This window comes from Aquabacterium lacunae, from assembly GCF_004310865.1.
Lineage (GTDB): Bacteria > Pseudomonadota > Gammaproteobacteria > Burkholderiales > Burkholderiaceae_C > Aquabacterium > Aquabacterium lacunae.
The window spans coordinates 527,195-544,014 of record NZ_SIXI01000003.1; the positions used below are offsets into that span (position 1 = coordinate 527,195).

General features: G+C 65.5%; 18 protein-coding genes. 5 read left to right on the forward strand and 13 right to left on the reverse strand.

The window, feature by feature from the left end:
- Window positions 1-73 precede the first annotated feature (73 nt).
- Window positions 74-1,507: a pyruvate kinase gene (gene pyk, locus EYS42_RS09770; protein WP_130967958.1), complete on the reverse strand. Its 1,434-nt coding sequence runs from the start codon at window positions 1,505-1,507 to the stop codon at window positions 74-76.
- Window positions 1,508-1,700: 193 nt separating this feature from the next.
- Between pyk and EYS42_RS09775 the strand changes: the two genes are divergently transcribed.
- The 5 genes from EYS42_RS09775 (at window position 1,701) to EYS42_RS09795 (ending at window position 6,381) form a co-directional block, all read left to right on the forward strand.
- On the forward strand, window positions 1,701-2,510 hold the full coding sequence (locus tag EYS42_RS09775; RefSeq protein ID WP_165456707.1) for a PaaX family transcriptional regulator C-terminal domain-containing protein: 810 nt from the start codon (window positions 1,701-1,703) through the stop codon (window positions 2,508-2,510).
- 43 nt (window positions 2,511-2,553) lie between these two features.
- The gene (locus tag EYS42_RS09780; protein ID WP_130967960.1) at window positions 2,554-3,399 is read left to right on the forward strand and encodes an alpha/beta fold hydrolase; all 846 of its coding nucleotides are present in this window, start codon (window positions 2,554-2,556) and stop codon (window positions 3,397-3,399) included.
- A gap of 7 nt (window positions 3,400-3,406) precedes the next feature.
- On the forward strand, window positions 3,407-4,489 hold the full coding sequence (locus tag EYS42_RS09785) for a helix-turn-helix transcriptional regulator (protein ID WP_130967961.1): 1,083 nt from the start codon (window positions 3,407-3,409) through the stop codon (window positions 4,487-4,489).
- A gap of 115 nt (window positions 4,490-4,604) precedes the next feature.
- Entirely contained in the window at window positions 4,605-5,510 is a 906-nt protein-coding gene (locus tag EYS42_RS09790; RefSeq protein WP_130967962.1) for a metal-dependent hydrolase, read from the forward strand.
- A gap of 1 nt (window position 5,511) precedes the next feature.
- Window positions 5,512-6,381, forward strand: a complete 870-nt coding sequence (locus EYS42_RS09795; RefSeq protein ID WP_130967963.1) for a metal-dependent hydrolase — start codon at window positions 5,512-5,514, stop codon at window positions 6,379-6,381.
- A 98-nt stretch (window positions 6,382-6,479) separates the two neighbouring features.
- On the opposite strand, the gene EYS42_RS09800 is transcribed toward EYS42_RS09795, so the two are convergent.
- The 12 genes from EYS42_RS09800 to EYS42_RS09855 form a co-directional block, all read right to left on the reverse strand.
- Window positions 6,480-7,673, reverse strand: coding sequence for a phosphoglycerate kinase (locus EYS42_RS09800; protein WP_130967964.1), 1,194 nt, complete (start codon window positions 7,671-7,673; stop codon window positions 6,480-6,482).
- 126 nt (window positions 7,674-7,799) lie between these two features.
- Complete coding sequence (locus EYS42_RS09805) at window positions 7,800-8,147, reverse strand: AzlD domain-containing protein (protein WP_207301143.1); 348 nt, start codon at window positions 8,145-8,147, stop codon at window positions 7,800-7,802.
- Complete coding sequence (locus tag EYS42_RS09810; RefSeq protein WP_245503583.1) at window positions 8,144-8,968, reverse strand: AzlC family ABC transporter permease; 825 nt, start codon at window positions 8,966-8,968, stop codon at window positions 8,144-8,146. The genes EYS42_RS09805 and EYS42_RS09810 overlap by 4 nt, the downstream gene beginning before the upstream one ends.
- Window positions 8,969-9,013: 45 nt before the next feature.
- Complete coding sequence (locus EYS42_RS09815) at window positions 9,014-9,451, reverse strand: hypothetical protein (protein ID WP_130967965.1); 438 nt, start codon at window positions 9,449-9,451, stop codon at window positions 9,014-9,016.
- A gap of 13 nt (window positions 9,452-9,464) precedes the next feature.
- Complete coding sequence (locus EYS42_RS09820) at window positions 9,465-10,745, reverse strand: methyl-accepting chemotaxis protein (RefSeq protein WP_165456708.1); 1,281 nt, start codon at window positions 10,743-10,745, stop codon at window positions 9,465-9,467.
- Window positions 10,746-10,762: 17 nt separating this feature from the next.
- Window positions 10,763-11,128 (reverse strand): response regulator, encoded by a 366-nt coding sequence (locus tag EYS42_RS09825; RefSeq protein ID WP_425358883.1) that lies wholly within the window; start codon window positions 11,126-11,128, stop codon window positions 10,763-10,765.
- Between the two features lie 42 nt (window positions 11,129-11,170).
- Window positions 11,171-11,419, reverse strand: a complete 249-nt coding sequence (locus EYS42_RS09830) for a hypothetical protein (RefSeq protein WP_130967967.1) — start codon at window positions 11,417-11,419, stop codon at window positions 11,171-11,173.
- Window positions 11,419-13,812, reverse strand: coding sequence for a chemotaxis protein CheA (locus tag EYS42_RS09835; RefSeq protein ID WP_130967968.1), 2,394 nt, complete (start codon window positions 13,810-13,812; stop codon window positions 11,419-11,421). Before EYS42_RS09835 ends, EYS42_RS09830 begins: the two co-directional genes overlap by 1 nt.
- Complete coding sequence (locus EYS42_RS09840; protein ID WP_130967969.1) at window positions 13,809-14,225, reverse strand: response regulator; 417 nt, start codon at window positions 14,223-14,225, stop codon at window positions 13,809-13,811. The genes EYS42_RS09835 and EYS42_RS09840 overlap by 4 nt, the downstream gene beginning before the upstream one ends.
- Window positions 14,222-15,085 carry a CheR family methyltransferase gene (locus EYS42_RS09845; protein WP_130967970.1) on the reverse strand — a complete coding sequence of 288 codons (864 nt, stop codon included), beginning with the start codon at window positions 15,083-15,085 and terminating at the stop codon, window positions 14,222-14,224. The genes EYS42_RS09840 and EYS42_RS09845 overlap by 4 nt, the downstream gene beginning before the upstream one ends.
- Window positions 15,082-15,708 carry a HEAT repeat domain-containing protein gene (locus EYS42_RS09850; protein WP_130967971.1) on the reverse strand — a complete coding sequence of 209 codons (627 nt, stop codon included), beginning with the start codon at window positions 15,706-15,708 and terminating at the stop codon, window positions 15,082-15,084. The genes EYS42_RS09845 and EYS42_RS09850 overlap by 4 nt, the downstream gene beginning before the upstream one ends.
- Before the next feature lie 15 nt (window positions 15,709-15,723).
- Window positions 15,724-16,806 (reverse strand): protein-glutamate methylesterase/protein-glutamine glutaminase, encoded by a 1,083-nt coding sequence (locus EYS42_RS09855; RefSeq protein ID WP_130967972.1) that lies wholly within the window; start codon window positions 16,804-16,806, stop codon window positions 15,724-15,726.
- Between the last annotated feature and the right edge of the window lie 14 nt (window positions 16,807-16,820).

Here is a 16,820-nt window from a genome sequence, read left to right on the forward strand (position 1 = left end):
TCAGTTTTGGGAAGGGCGATGACAGCCCTGTGGCAGTGAGCCCCCCTGCTTGCAGGGGCTGCCTTGCGGCAGGTCAGGCTTTCACTTCACACACCTTGAGCATGTTGGTGCCACCGGGGTAGCCCATGGGCTCGCCGCAGGTGATGGCATAGGTGTCTCCGGGCATAAGCACGCCACGTGCCACCAGCACCGCCTCGGCATGGCTCAAGGCCTCGTCACGGTCGGTGTAGCTGGGCACCAGCAAGGGGCGCACGTTGCGGTACAAGGCCATGCGGTGCATCGCATTGGGCTGCGCCGTCAGCGCGAAGATGGGCACGTGGATCTTGTGCCGGCTCATCCACAGCGCCGTCGAGCCCGATTCGGTCAGCGCGATGATGGCCTTGCAACCCAGGTGGTAGGCGGTGAACAGCGCCCCCATGGCGATCGACTGGTCGATGCGGGCGAAGGTCTTGTTGGTGAAGTCGGCGTCCAGAGAGACCTCTTCGGCGCGCTCGGCCTCCATGGCGATGGCCGCCATCTGCTCGACGGTTTCGACCGGGTACTTGCCGGCGGCCGTCTCGGCGCTCAGCATCACGGCGTCGGTGCCGTCCAGCACGGCATTGGCCACGTCCGACACCTCGGCGCGGGTGGGCACGGGGTTGACGATCATCGACTCCATCATCTGGGTCGCCGTGATCACCACCTTGTCCATCTCGCGGGCCAGCTTGATCATGCGCTTTTGCAGCGCGGGCACGGCGGCATTGCCCACCTCCACGGCCAGATCCCCACGGGCCACCATGATGCCGTCCGAGGCCTTCAGGATGCTTTCCAGGTTGGGGATGGCTTCGGTGCGCTCGATCTTGGCGATCAGGGCCGGCCGATGGCGCCACTGCTCACCGGCCACATTGGCCAGCTGGCGCGCCATTTCCATGTCGGTGGCGCTTTTGGGGAACGAGACGGCGATGTAGTCGCACCGAAAGCTGGCGGCCGTCTTGATGTCTTCCATGTCCTTGGCGGTCAGGGCTGGCGCGGTCAGGCCCCCACCCTGCTTGTTGATGCCCTTGTTGTTGGACAGCTCCCCACCGATCTTGACGACCGTGTGCACCTTCTCGCCTTCGACACGGTCGACCACCAGCACGATCAGGCCATCGTTGAGCAGCAGGGTGTCGCCGGGCTTCACGTCGCGCGGCAGCTCCTTGTAGTCCAGGCCCACGCCCTGCAGGTCACCGGGTTCGGTGCGGGCAGCGTCGAGCACGAAAGGCGCGCCGTTTTCCAGCTGCACCTTGCCCTCGGCGAACTTGCCCACGCGGATCTTGGGGCCCTGCAGGTCGGCCATGATGGCCACCACCTTGCCCACCTTGTGAGCCACCTCGCGCACCAGGTGGGCGCGGTCGACGTGGTCCTGCGCCTTGCCGTGCGAGAAGTTCAGCCGCACCACGTCCACGCCGGCGCGGAACATGCGCTCAAGCACGTCAGGGGAAGAAGAGGCGGGGCCCAGGGTGGCAACGATCTTGGTGGAGCGGGGCATGGTCATCGTGAAGAAGCAGCCCTCGTGGGGCCGATGGCCAAAGTTTCACATCAAAAAACCTCGGCCGATCATGCGGCGAGCCACAGAGAAACCCGCCACTCGTGCGCAATGTCGCAAGCCCTGGTGTGAGATTCGGACAAGATCATTACAATCACCGCAACATCAATCACCCAACTGTAATGCGGCGCACACCATGCCCCTGCCCTACACCAGCCCACCCACGGCCAAAGGCCTGATCCAGAGCCTGCTGCTGGCCGCCGAGGGCGAGGCCTTTCCGTCGCGGCAGCTGGTGGCCGCCGGGGCCCTGTTCGGCATCAGCGAGAACAACATCCGCGTGGCCCTGGTGCGGCTGCAGAACGAGGGCCTGGCCGAGGTCTCCGGGCGCGGCTGCTACACCCTGGGCCAGGGTGCGCAAGGCCTGGGCCAGGCCATTTCGGCCTGGCGGCATGTGGAAGCACGCATGGTGCCCTGGCAGGGCCAGTACGTCGGCGTGCACGTGGCAGCCCTGGCCCGCAGCGACCGCACCGCCCTGGCCCGTCGCGAACGGGCCCTGCAGATGCTGGGCTTTCGCGAAGTGAGCAAAGGCCTGCTGATGCGCCCGGACAACCTCGACGGCGGTGTGGGTGCCTGCCGCGAGCGCCTGTTGCAGCTGGGGGCCGATGCCGCCTCGCTGGTGTTCGGCATGCACACGCCGTGCGAGCAGATCACGGGCCAGCTGGGCGGGCTCTGGTCGGTGGTGCAACTCAACCAGCGGTACCGCCAGACCTGCGAACGGCTGCAGCGCTGGCTCGACACCCACCACCAGCTGCCCCCTGACCAGGCCGCCCGAGAGGCCTACCTGCTGGACAAGGTGGCCGTGCGGCAGGTGGTCTGGGACCCACTGCTGCCCGACGAATGGGTCGATGCCCCCGCTCGCCGCGAGATGTTCGCGCTGACACGCGCCTTCGACGCCGCCGGCCGCGACATCTGGACCCGCTTTTTCCGTTACAGCGACGGCGATTGATGCCGAACACTCCGTACACACGTCAACGTCTGCAGTGCCCACCATGTCCAGCCTGACCCTCGGCCCCGACACCCCCCGCCACATCGTGTTCTCGCACGCCAACAGCTTCCCGGCGGGCACCTACCGACGCCTGTTCCGACAATGGGAAGACGCCGGCTTCCAGGTGCATGCGGTGGAACGCTACGGCCATGACCCGCGTTACCCCGTCACCCGCGACTGGCCGCACCTGGTCGAACAGCTGCACCACCTCGTGCGCGACGACATCGGTGAACCCGTGTTCCTGGTGGGGCACTCGCTGGGCGGCTACCTCAGCATGATGCTGGCCAGCCGCCACCCGCAGTGGGCCCATGGTGTGGTGGTGCTCGACTCGCCCCTGCTGTATGGCTTGAAGGCTGCGGGCATCGGCCTGGCCAAGAACCTGGGGCGCATGCAGCACATCATGCCCTCGGCCGTGGCCATCCAGCGCACGCACGAATGGCCCACGGTGGAGGCCGCGCGCACGCACTTCGAGATCAAGGACAAGTTCGCCGCCTTCCACCCCGAGGTGCTGGCCGACTACCTCCAGTGCGGCCTGACCTCGCGCCCCGACCAGACCACCGTCACGCTGCAGTTCCGCCGCGAGATCGAGGCCCAGATCTACAACACCATGCCGCATCGGTTGCTGCAGGACTTCCGCCGCAAACCCCAGCAGTGCCCCATGGCCTTCATTGCCGGCCGGGATTCGAAAGAGCTGCGCAGCGTGGGACTGCAGGGCACACGCCAGCTGTTTGGGCAGCACCTGTCCTGGATCGAAGGCTCGCACCTGTACCCGCTGGAACAACCCGACACGACCGCCTCAGAAGTGCTCAAATGGCTGCAACAATTCGCGCAGCAACGTCAGGCAGCCTGAGGCCCCTTTGTCCCCTTCGACCGCCCCCCTTCCCGCAGATGAACGCATCCCCTTCCTGACCGTCACCAACTGGGTGCGGTCGGCCGCGGTGTGCGGCTTCCGGATCGAGCCCTTTTTCCTGGAAATGGGGCTGGACCTGGCACGGCTGCATCCCACCGAAGCCACGGTGTCGGTCGAAGAGATCCAGCTGCTGATGGCGCGTTGCGTGGCCGAAGCCCGCCGGCAAGACCCTCAGCTGCACTTCCCGCAGGTGCTGGGGGAAACCTTCGCCTTTGAATACCTGGCCGACGTCGAAACCTTCATCACCACCAGCCCGACGCTGCGGGCGGCCAGCCCTGCGCTGGACTGGATTTCGGCGCTGGTCAACCCGCACATGGCCCTCAAGCTGCAAGAGCATGGTCAACAAGCGCGGCTGATGCTGAGCTTCACCCGCGAAGACGCCACCCCCGGCACCACCTGGCACTTTGCAGAAGCCGTGTTCGTGACGTTCTGCAAGTTCGCCCGCCTGATGCTGGGTGAGCCGGCCCAGACCGGTCAGCTCAGCTTCCAGCACGCCCAGCCCGAGGGCGCACCGCCGCTGCGCAATGCGCTCGACCTGCCCGTGCTGTACGGCCAGCCCGTCAATGCCATCCTGTTCGAGCGGGCCCTGCTCGACCGCCCTTTGCGGGGCGCCCTGCCCTCGCTGCACCAGGCCGCCGGCCAGCGCGTGGCCGAACAACTGTCCCGTCAGCGCGAGCAGCAGCAACCCGCTGCCTCACGGCCTGACCCGCACAGCCTCACGGCCCAGATCGAAAGCCGCCTGCTGCGCACGCCCGCCCTGCTGGGCGAAGGCATCGAGGCCCTGGCGGCCGACCTGGGTCTGCACCCGCGCACCCTGCAGCGCCGCCTGCGCGAAGAAGGGCAGCAGCATTCGGGCATCGTCAACCAGATCCGCCACCAGCTGGCGGTCGACTGGCTCAAGCACAGCCACGACAGTGTCGAAGACATTGCCGAGCGCCTCGGGTTCGCCGACCGGCGCAGCTTCAGCCAGGCCTTCCAGCGCTGGCAGGGCGTCAGCCCCAGCGAGTTTCGCCGCCAGGGTAATCCCTAGGCTGCACTGTCGCTGAAACTGGCCGCCTTGTCGCGGTCTGGTCTTGTGAGGCTGCCCCGGGCTGCCTACAGTGGCCCCATTGGCTCCATGCCGTCCATGGTTTTGCAGTGCCCCCATGACCGACCACCACCAAGCTCCCCCCATCGTGCCGCGCATGAAGCTCGATTTCGGGCTGGACGCCGAGCGCGGCGCCGACATCCCGCGCCACTGGATGGACAACGACGCGTTCAAGACGCGCTTCTTTGACGCCATGTCCACCCTGTTCCCCGTGGGCGAAAAGTTCTTCATCACCTGCGTGCGCGATTTCCGCGATCGCATCACCGACCCGAAGGTGCTGCAGGACATCAAGGACTTCAACCTGCAAGAGGCCCAGCACAGCCTGGTGCACGGCCAGTACAACGACCGCCTCAAGGCCCAGGGCGTGGAAGTCGACATGATCCTCAAGGGGCAGGAGCACCGCCTGTTCCACGTGCTGCGCAAGCACCTGTCGCGCGAATTCACGCTGGGCATCACGGCAGCGGCCGAGCACATCACAGCCATCATGGCCGACGCGTTTGTGGAACGAGCCGAGATCATGAAGGGCGCCGAGCCCCGCATGCGTGCCGTCTACACCTGGCACGCCATGGAAGAGATGGAGCACAAGGCCGTGGCCTACGACGTGCTGGTGAACGTGGCCAAGGCCTCGTACTTCACCCGCGCCCTGTCGATGCTGCTGGTCACCGCCCTGTTCCCCTTCCACACCTTCCGCATCATGCGCCACATGTTCGATGTGGACGGCATCCGCGGCTGGGCCCGCATGCGCACCTGGGCCAAGGGCCTGTGGTGGTTGTACAAGCCAGGCGGCCTCTTCCTGCCCTTGGCCGGCCGCTACTTCGAATACCTCAAGCCGGGCTTTCACCCCTGGTCGCACCCGGTGGTCAAGAGCTACGAGCCCTGGCTGAACCTGATGAAGCAGCATGATCCGGTGGAAGCCGGCAACCGACTGTATGCCCGGCTGGCGGCCGAGCAAGGAGTGAACTGACATGAGCCAAGCACACGACATCACACCCCGCGAAAAACTCGACTTCGACCTGCAGGGCGACATCCCCAAGTACTGGTTCGGCGGTGACCCGTTCAAGACCCGCCTCTTCGACGCGATGTCGACCATCTTCCCGGAGGGCGAGCGCTACTTCATCAGCTGCGTGCGCGACTACCGTGACCAGGTGACCGACCCGCAACTGCAGCGCGACATCAAGGACTTCATCCGCCAGGAAGGCCAGCACGGCATCGTGCACTCGCAGTACAACGACCGGCTCAAAGCCCAGGGCATCGATGTGGACATGCTGGAAGGCCGCATGCGGCACCTGATGTTTAACGTGATCCGCAAGTACGTACCCAAAGCCGCCACGCTGGCCGACACGGCCGCGGCCGAGCACATGACGGCCATCATGGCGCATGGGTTTTTCGAGCGCAAGGAAGTGCTGGACAGCGCCGACCGGCGCATGCGCGCCATGTACGCCTGGCACGCCATGGAAGAGATCGAGCACAAGGCCGTGGCCTTCGACGTGATGCAAAAGGTGGCCAAAGTGGGCTACCTGCGCCGCACCATCGCCATGGTACTGGTGACCCTGGGCTTCAACTTCCATGCGCTGCTGATCACCCGCTACATGCTGCAGGTCGACGGCTTTTCGCGCTGGCAGCGCATCAAGATGTTCGCCAAGGGCCTGGCCTGGCTGTTCGGCCCTGGTGGGCTGTACATGCCCATGTTCGGGCACTACATCCAGTACTTCAAGCCTGGCTTCCACCCGTGGCAGATGGGCCAGATGCGCAGCTACCAGCTGTGGCTGGACACTTTCAACCGCACGGGTGACCCGATCGCTGCGGGCGAAGCCCTGCACGCAGCGGGCGCCTGACACGCCACTCAGGCCTGCCCCGTCTGTGAAAAAGCCTCCCCATGGGGAGGCTTTTCTTTGGGCGCCTGCTGCTGGCAGACCGCGGGGCTGGGGCCCGATCAGCCCGCTGCGCGCTTGCTCAGGATTTCGAAGGCCGGCAGGGTCTTGCCTTCCAGCACTTCCAGGAAGGCGCCGCCGCCGGTGGAGATGTAGCCCACCTGCTTCTCGATGCCGTACTTGGCGATGGCGGCCAGGGTGTCGCCACCACCGGCAATGCTGAAGGCGCTCGATTCGGCAATGGCTTGCGCGATGGCCTTGGTGCCCTGCTCGAAAGCTTCGAACTCGAACACGCCCACGGGGCCGTTCCACACCACGGTGCCAGCGGCCTTGAGCTGGGCGGCCAGCTTGGCGGCGGTCTTGGGGCCGATGTCCAGGATCATGTCGTCGTCGGCCACATCGGTGGCGGCCTTCACGGTGGCGGGGGCGTCGGCAGCAAAGGTCTTGGCCACGACCACGTCTTCAGGGATGGGCACGTTGGCGCCACGGGCGGCCATGCTGTCGATCACGGCCTTGGCCGCACCGATCAGGTCAGGCTCGGCCAGCGACTTACCGATCTTCAGGCCAGCGGCCAGCATGAAGGTGTTGGCAATGCCGCCGCCCACGATCAGGCCGTCCACGTTCTTGGCCAGCGATTCCAGGATGGTCAGCTTGGTCGACACCTTCGAGCCGGCCACGATGGCCAGCAGCGGGCGCTTGGGGTTGGCCAGGGCCTTGTTGATCGCGTCGATCTCGGCGGCCAGCAGCGGGCCGGCGCAGGCCACCTTGGCGAACTGGGCGATGCCGTAGGTCGTGCCTTCGGCGCGGTGGGCAGTGCCGAAGGCGTCGTGCACGAAGATGTCGCACAGGGCAGCCATCTTGCGGGCCAGCTCTTCGTTGTTCTTCTTTTCGCCCTTGTTCAGGCGGCAGTTTTCCAGCAGCACGACCTGGCCGGGCTGCACGGTCACGCCGTCGACCCAGTTGCTCACCAGGGGCACGTCACGGCCCAGCAGCTCGCCCAGGCGCTTGGCCACGGGGGCCAGCGAGTCTTCGGGCTTGAACTCGCCTTCGGTGGGGCGGCCCAGGTGCGAGGTCACCATCACGGCACCACCAGCCTTCAGGGCCATCTCGATGGCGGGCACCGAAGCGCGGATGCGGGTGTCTTCGGTGATGTGGCCGGCTTCGTCCTGGGGCACGTTCAGGTCAGCGCGGATGAACACGCGCTGGTTGGCCACCTTGCCTTGGGCCACGAGGTCTTCGAGTCGGAGGATGTTCATGGTGAGGGATGAAATCGAGGGAATCCACAGCCCACGTCGGGGCAACCCCACATTGTAGGCAAGGCCGTTTGCCCGCGGCCAGCCCCCTGTGCATGGGTTCAGGCAGGTTGGCGTGGACGGCTCGCGTCAGAGTGGCCAGCCCAGCACCACCCGGCAGAAGGTCAGCACGCCCATGCCCACCACGATGGTGCCCAGCATGTCGCGCCGCCAGGCGGCCCAGGCCATGGCCAGCACGGCGGCCGGCCAGCGGGGGTCTTGCCAGTGCGGCTGCCACTGCCCCTGCACCAGCAGGATGTCGGGCGCCACCACGGCGGCCAGCGCCGCCAGCGGGGCGTACTTCAGGCCGCGCTCCACCCAGGCGGGCAGGCGCCAGTCGGCACGGCTGATGAAAAAAAAGCTGCGGGTCAGCATGGAAATGCCCGCCAGGCCTGCCATGCCCAGCAGCATGTCGCCGGTGCTCAAGGGGCTGCTCATGGAGCCCCCTGGTCGGCGCCCGCAGGCGCCCTGGGCGCCTTGCCTGGCGCAGCCACCCGCTCGGCCAGCAGGCCTGCCGCCACGGCCGCGGCCACAGCCACCACAATGTGCAGCTTGAACGGCATGCCGTAGGCGGCCACAGCAGCCGTGCCCGCCAGCGCGGCGCTCAGGCCCGTGAGGCGATCTTTCACCAGCGTCACCAGCAAACCCAGCAGCGCCAGGGTGCCGGCAAAGCCCATGCCCCAGTGCATGGGGATCTGGTCCGCAAACCACACCCCGGCACAGCAGGTCAGCACCCAGGTCGACCAGTTCACGGCAAACAGCCCCATGAAGTACGCCAGAGCGTCGGGGTGCCGCGCGTCGGCTGGGGGGCTCTGTCCATGGCGCTGCTGGGTGAGCACGTAACACAGGTCAGCACACAGGTAGCCCGCCAGCAGGCGCTGGCGCCAGGGCAGTGCCATCAGGTGGCGCCGCATCTGCACGCTGAAGATCACGAAGCGAAGGTTCACGCAAAGCGCCGTCAGCCAGATCACCCACAGTGGCGTGCCGGTCATCATCAGGGGCACGGCCGCCAGCTGGGCCCCGGCCGAAAACACCGTCAGGGCCATGGTCAGCGCCAGGGGCACGCTCAGGCCCCCTTTGACCATGGCCACCCCGGTGATCAGGGCCCAGGCCAGCATGCCCGGGGTCACGGCCCACATGTCGCGCATGCCGCGTCGGCACTCCGGATGGCGCCACAACGCGGGTGACCACAGGCTCAGTGCGGCGTCCTCAGGCGGGCGCTGTGCCGGTGGCGTCTCCATGGCAGAAGGGGCATGCATGCACCCGATTGTGCCCGCACGCCCCTGCCCCTCGCTCTGGCGAGGTCAGTGTTCGTCTTTGGCTTTCTTGCCGCCCTTGCCTTTGCCGGTGTCCTCAGCCTCGGAGGCGGCTTCTTCGCCGTCCACCACCTCCTCACCCTCATCAGCGGCCGAGGGCTTGGGGGCCGCCTTCTTGGGTTTGGCGGGCGGCTCAGGCGGCGGACGTGGCACCACCGGCGCGATGCCGTCCAGCTTGTTCTCGCGCATGTACTCGTCCATCTCGCGCCACCCCCCGTGCACAGCCGATTTGTCGGCTTTGGGGTTCAGGGTGTAGCAGTCTTCGATGGCGCGCATGGCGTGCCGGCAGGCGCTGCCAATGGCCTTGGCCTCGGCCAGTGCGCGCTCCTGGGACTTGGCCGGGGTCTCGATGCCCAGCTGGTCACAGCCGCTCAGCATCAGCGCCACCGCCAGCGCCAACCCCTTGAAAATCGTTCGATCGTGCATGCGTTCGGTCAGGTCAGAAGAGCTCGATCTTCGGCCCTTCCGATTCGGCCAGCTCCAGCTTGGGGGCAGGGGCCTGACTCAGGGGCATCTCGACGTCGAGGTGGCGGATGCGCTCGACCTCGGCATGGGCCACTCTCTGCGAATGGGTGACGTAGTTGTTGGTCCAGCGCGCCATCAGTTCTTCCAGCTTTTCAGGCGGGGGCGGCGCCTTGCCACCCACCAGCTTGTACAGCGCGGCGCTGTGATCTGACAGGCTGCCCAGGGCCGACTCCACCTGCTCCAGCACCTGGCGATTGATGTCCTGGAACTGCATGTTGCCCAGGGCATTGATGATGTCGGTGGTCACCTCGCGCATGCCATCGTCCATGGTGCGAGACAGGTCCACCAGATAGGGCACGACCTCGGTGAGCTTCTGGCTGATCTCGCTGACATGCTGGGCCAGTTCGGTGAACTGGTCGTTGGCGCTGTCCGACTCCAGCTGCGAGGCCGACTCCAGCTCGCCATCGATGGCCAGGGCCACGGCGTTGATGCCTTCGGTGATCTGGCTGGCCGCTTCGGCCGTCTGAGCCGACAGGCGGCGCACTTCGGCCGCCACCACCTTGAAGCCTGCGCCTTCTGCACCGGCCCGGGCTGCTTCGATCGACGCGTTGATCGACAGCAGGTTGGTCTGACGAGAAATGTCGGCGATCATCACCGCCAGCGGTGTCAGGTGCCGAACCTGGTCGACCACCTTGCGGATGCGTTCCTGGTTCTGCTTGCGCGCCTCGACGAAGCTGCGCTGATGCTGGGTCAGCGACTGGAGGGCATCTCCATTGCGGCCGGCTTCGGTCAGCGAGCTTTGTGAGAGCACCTGCGAGCGCTGCACTGCGTTGTTGATCTGCTCCTGCAACTCGGCGCTGAGCCGGTGCACTCGGTTCAGCCGTTCGACCATCTCCAGCACGGCCGACTCCGATGTCTTGATGGTCACGGTCACCTGTTTTTGCAGGATGGCGAAGCACTGCTCCAGCAGGCCCAGATCATCCGAGATGATGTCGGGCAGCGAGTCCCTGCGCGGCCACAGACGGATGCGGCTGAGCAGCAGGCCCATGGCCACACTGCCAAAAGCCAGGGGCACCACCACCCAGGGGTTGGCGCCGATCCACAGGTGGTTCACCAGGGCCACCACCGTGCCCCAGGCCAGCGCTGCCAGCCCCTGCATCAAGGCCATGCGCAGCCGACGCTGCCGGGCGAATTTCAGCTCGGCATCCAGCGGGCTTTCCTTCGCGCTGTCATGATCGGTCTCGACGCTGTCCATGTGACACCCCTTCCGCCTCATGCACCCGGCAAGACTTGCTTGACGACCTTGAGCAAATCCGTGCCCGATACCGGCTTGACCAGCCATCCCGTGGCCCCCAAGCGCTTGGCTTCGTCCCGCTTGACCTGCTGACTTTCTGTCGTCAGGGCCAGGATGGGCGTGAAGCGCAGCACCTTGCGGGCTTCCGAGATCAAGGTCAGGCCGTCCATCTTCGGCATGTTGATGTCGGTGATGATCAGGTCAGGCTTCAATCCGGCTTTCAGCTTGGCCATGGCCTGCTCGCCATCGCCCGCCGTGTCCACCTTGAAGCCCCCGATCTCCAGCGTGCTCTTCAACGACATCAGCATCGTCGTTGAATCATCTACCAGGAATACTGATTTCATGATCTCTGTCCTCACCCAAGGCGCCAACCTGTCACGTTAAGTTCAAGCGGCTTGCGCCTGTTCGGCCCGTACTTTCAGTGCAGCCGCCAGCAAGGGGTCTGCAATCTCACCCAGAATCCGGGGCTGCACCGCCAGCAGGACCTGGAAGACCGCGGCGTGCAGGTGCTGGCACTTGCTCAGGTTAACGGCCGGACTGGGGTGATTCTTGAGCCACTGCAGCAAGGTTTCCGCGTCTTCGACCGACACCACACCCTCCAGGGCGGCATGCTTTTTGAGGTATCGAATGCCCATCACAGCAACTCCTTGGGGTTGAGGACCATCAGCACGCTGCCGTCGCCCATCAGGGCTGTGCCTGCGAAGCCCGTCAGGCCCGACAGCACGCCCTCCAGGGGCTTGAGGATGATGTCGCTGGCGCCGTGGAACTGGTCCACCAGCAAGCCGACGTGCTCACCCAGCAGGCGCACCACCAGCACGGCGGTTTCGCCCTCTTCATTGATCTGGGCCGGCTCATCCAGGGCCAGCAGCTCGTGCAGCGACTTCAGCGGCACGATGCGGCCCCGCAGCACGGTGGTGCTGGCCTGCTTGAACTTGTGGATGTCATCGACGTGCACGCGCACAGTCTCCACGATCATGTCCATGGGCACACCGAACCGGCGACCACCCACCTCGATGATCATGACATTCGTCACGGCCATCGACAGCGGCAGCGACAGCCGGATGGTGGTGCCCTTGCCGTGCACGCTGCTGAGCTGGACCGTGCCGTTGATGCGCTCGACAGCCGTGCGAACCACGTCCATGCCCACACCGCGGCCCGACAGGTCCGAGATCTGTTCGGCCGTCGAGAAGCCCGGCAGGAAGATCAGCTGCACGGCCTCGTGGTCGGTGAGCGAATGCGCCTTATCGGCCGGGATCAACCCACGTTCAACCGCCTTGTTGCGGATGCGGTTCGGGTCGATGCCCGCACCGTCGTCGATGATCTCGATGATCACCCGATCCGACTCCTGACGGGCCAGCACCTTGATCGAGCCCTGCGCCTGCTTGCCTGCAGCCCGCCGCGCTTCAGGCATCTCGATGCCGTGGTCGAGGCTGTTGCGCAAGATGTGGATCAGCGGGTCGGCCAGTGCTTCGATCACATTCTTGTCGGCCTCGGTCTCTTCGCCTTCGATCTCCAGGCTCACGTCCTTGCCCAGCTTCTTCGAGATGTCGCGCACCAGGCGACCGAAGCGCTGGAACACCGTGCCCACAGGCAGCATGCGCACCTGCATGATGGCGTGCTGCATGTCTTCTGCAATGCGGTTGATCACGGCGTATTGCGCCTTGATCTCTCGGGCCAGTTCCCTTTGCTGGAACACCTGCTCGGCGCGCTGCGCCAGGTAAGGCAAGGCGTTCTTGGCCACCACCATTTCGCCGATCAGGTCCATCAGTCGGTCGATCTTTTCCTGCCCCACCTTCAGCACCTTCTGGTTGCCGTGGTGGTTGCCCTCTTCGCCGCTGCCCAGCCCGGATTTTCGAGCCCCGGCATCACCGCCGCCCGCACCCGCAGTGGCGGCAAGATCGGCACCGCCACCCACCGGCGGATTCTGCTGGGCCCAGGTGGCCACCTGCGCTGCAGAGGCCTGGGGTGGCATGGCAGTCAGCGACGCCAACTGCTGCAGGGCATCGTCATCGCTCAGGCTGGACAGCAAGCCGCTCAGCGCACGGCGCACAGCCGCGAGCGTGCCCAATCCCAGGCCGGGACGCTTGAGCAGCATGATCTGGTCGTTCCACAACTGCAGCACACGCTTGCGTGCCACTTCACGCACACGCGCCTGCGGATCCTGCACCGGCTCAGCCGCCGCGGGCTCGGCTGGGGTGGAGCTCGCCAAATCGACCGCCATTGGCACATGGCGGGGATGCTCGGCCAGCACCAGGCAGTCCACCTGCTCCGGCACATAGCGGAAGTGCTCCTGCACGTAGGCCAGAGGGGCATCGCACACCAGCACGAAATCGAGGTTGCAGCGGTAGCAGTCCAGCGCATCAGTGGCCGGCCAGGGCTCCACGGTGGCCACGTCCAGGTGCACCAGGCCCGGTGTCAGCTTGACAAGGTTCCAGGGGTCTTCGCCCTTGAAGAAGCATTCCGGCTCAGGGCGGTAACGCACCGCCACCGCCTGAGGGTGCTGCGTTTCGAGAGCCTCGGGCCAGCGATCGGCCCAGTCGGGCCGAGGTGCTGCAGCGGGCATGGTAGCCACCGGCTCACTGGCAGCCGTGGACATGGACGCAGAAGCCACCATGGATGCTGCCACCTTGGCCGCCGAGCCATCGAGGTGAGCGCGCAGGCTGGCGGCCAAAGCCTGAGACCGGCCGTCGGCTGCCGGGTCGATGCTGCCCTTGGCCTCGATCTCATCGACCATCAGGGCCGTGAAGTCCATGGCCTCCAGCAGCGCATCGGCGATCTGGTCGTTGTAGCTCAGCGTCTGGTTGCGCACACGGTCGAGCAGGTCTTCGCCCGCATGGACCACCCGCTCCAGCGGCTTGAACTCGAACAGCCCGCAATTGCCTTTGAGCGTGTGCACCAGGCGGAACAGGTCGTTGAGCAGCTCACCATTGGTCGGATCCTTCTCCACCTGCAGCAGCCGCTGGCCAATGCCCTCCAGGCACTCGCGGGCCTCCAGGATGAACTGATCCAGCAGTTCGGTCTGGTTCATGCACTCACTCCTTCCGCGGCCTTCAGCGCGGCATCGCCATCACCCAGCAACAGGGCGGCGGTCAGCACCAGCTCCTGCGGCTTGGCCGGCTTGATCAGGTAACAGTTGGCACCGGCATCCTGTGCCGCTGTGGCGTCCTGCACCTGGGCCTCGGTCGAGACCATCATCACCGGGGCCTGGGGCACATCCTGCAGCTTTCGCAACTCGCGCACAAAGCTGTAGCCATCCATCTTGGGCATGTTGATGTCCACCACGAACAGGTCAAAGGGCTGATCGGCCGACAAGGCATGCACCTTTTCCAGCGCTTCCAGGCCATTGATCGCTTCTTCGATCTGCCAGCCGGCATCCCCCAGGATCTTGCGGTGGTACATGCGCACCGTGGCTGCGTCGTCGACAACAAGAATTCGGCTCATGCTCCCCCCTCCATCGGCTTCTGATAGACCATGGCGTCGGGGAAGCGACGCACGGCAAACAGTGATGAGATGCGGCTCATGGATTCCGAATGCCCCAGGCAGACAAAGCCGCCGGGCCGCAGGGCATCGAACATGGCCTCAGCCGCCATGCGGCGCGAGAGGTCATCGAAATAGATCAGCAGGTTGCGACAGAAGATGATGTCGATGTCGCGGAACTTGCGCGTGTCATTGACCTCGCTGAGGTTCACGCGGCTGAACTCCACCGCATCGACCAGATCGCGCGAGATCAGCCATTGCCCGTCCTTCTGCTCGGTGAAGTACTTGGCCAGGTAGGGCTTGGGCAGGTTGGCCACCGAACGGGGCGTGTACAAGCCCCTCTGCGCCGACTGCAGCACCTGCGTGTCGATGTCCGACGACAGGATCTCCACGTCGTAGTCATTGATGCGCGGCCAACGCTCGAGCAGGTAGATCGCGATCGAATACGGCTCTTCGCCCGTGGACGAAGGAATGGACCAGATGCGGATGCGCTGCCCGGCCCTGCGCCGCGATGCCACCTCGTCCATCATGCTGTTGACCAGGCACTCGAACTGGTACTGCTCGCGAAAGAAGTAGGTCTCATTGACCGTCATCGCGTTGACCAGCGCCTGCATCTCCTCGCCCTTCGACTCGAAGCGCAAGCCCACGAAGTACTGCCTGAAATTGTCGGAACCGGTGGCTTCGATGCGTTCGATCAGACGCTTGTCAACGAAGTAGCGTTTGCTGTCGTCGAACTGGATGCCTGTCTTGCGGTAGAAGAACTCGCGGAACTTCTGAAAGTCCGCGTCCGTGATCACCGGTGTTTCCAGCGCGGCGGTTCTCATGATCCCTGAATCCTTTGTTCGGCCAGGTCGGCCGCAAACCCGATGAAGGGGTCGCCACCGAAGCGCGAGCGCGCGCTCTGAATCGCAGGTCGCAGGCTTTCGCTGCCCACTTCCGCAGCCACTTCCAGCGCTGCGGCGACCACGTTCACATGCACATCGTTTTTCAACGAATGGCTCAGCCAGTCCACCACGCGCGGGTGCTTGAGGTCACCCAGCAGGTTCACCGTGAAGATGCGCACGTCCACATCGGCATCCCTGAGCAGGCCATCGATGCTGCCCCCCACGTCATCGGGCAGGCCCGACAAAGTCTCGATCGCGCCATTGCGCAGGTTCGGGTCTTCCGAGCGCAGCAAGGGCAACAAGCCCTGCACCACGGCCTGCCCCCCCACCTGGCTCAACGTGGTGAACATCACCTCGCGCACCGACAGGTCACGCTCCTGAGGCAAGGCCTCGCACAGCGGGGCCATCAGGTCGGGGTGCTGCACCAGGTCACGCGCCGCCCAGCGCCGCGTGCTCACGTCCGGGTCGTTCAGCTGTTCGAGCAGGCCCTGCCCATCCCGGCCGTAGTCCCTTGCCGCGATCTTGCGCAGTCCGACATTCTCCGAAATCTTCTTGAGGCCCATTTGCAATGCTCCGGTTCAACCCAGCCAGCTTTGCAGCTGCTCGGCGATGTCACTCGAAGGAAGTACCACCGAAGCACCCCCTTTCTGAATCAGCTCATGAGGCATGCCGAACACCACACACGACGCTTGTGATTCGGCGATCGTGCGCGAGCCCTGCCGGTGCATGCGCGACATCTGCTCGGCGCCATCGTTGCCCATGCCCGTGAGCAGCACGCCCACCATCTTGTCGGGCTTGTAGAGCTTCATGGCGCTTTCCACCAGCACATCCACCGACGGGTGCCAGGGGTGTCCTGGCGTCTCGGGCTTGGGCATCACCGTGGGGCGCCCCAGACGCTCGGCGATCACCACATCGCCCCCACCTCGGCCGATGTACACATTCCCCGGCTCCAGGGGGCACGGTGCGGTCACCTCGCGCACGCGCAGGTTGCACAGCCGGTCCATGCGCTGTGCGAAGGCATTCGTGAAATTGGGCGGCATGTGCTGCGCCACCACGATCGGCCACGGAAAGGAGGCCGGCAGGGGGGGCAGAATGTCTTCCAGGGTGCGGGGCCCGCCGGTCGACACGCCAATCAGCACCACACCCGTGGTGCCCAGCACGGCGGGTCGCGGGGCCAACGCGCCAGGAGAGCCTGACGATCGAGCTGGAGCAGGCGTCGGACTTGGCGGGCGCGAGGCCCCCATGGGCCGCCGCTTGGCCGACAGTGCAGGTCGAGCGCGCAAGGCCGCCTTCACCTTCTCCAGCAACTGCACCTTGATGTCATCGATGGTCAGCGAGATCGTGCCGCCCGGCTTGGTGATGAAGTCCACCGCGCCCAGTGCCAGCGCCTCGAAGGTGGCCAGGGCCCCTTGCTCGGTCAGCGAAGACACCATCACCACAGGCGTGGGCCGCGCCGACATGATCAGCGACAACGCCGTCAAGCCATCCATCTCTGGCATGTTGATGTCCAGCGTGATCGCATCGGGCAACCAGGCCATCAGCTCCGACACCGCCTCGGCCCCGGTGCGGGCCGTTTTCACTTCATAGCCGGCCCCCTCCAGCACCTGCACCAGCAGGCGCCGCATCAGGGCCGAATCGTCCACCACCAGCACCCGTGCCATGGTCAATCGCCTCC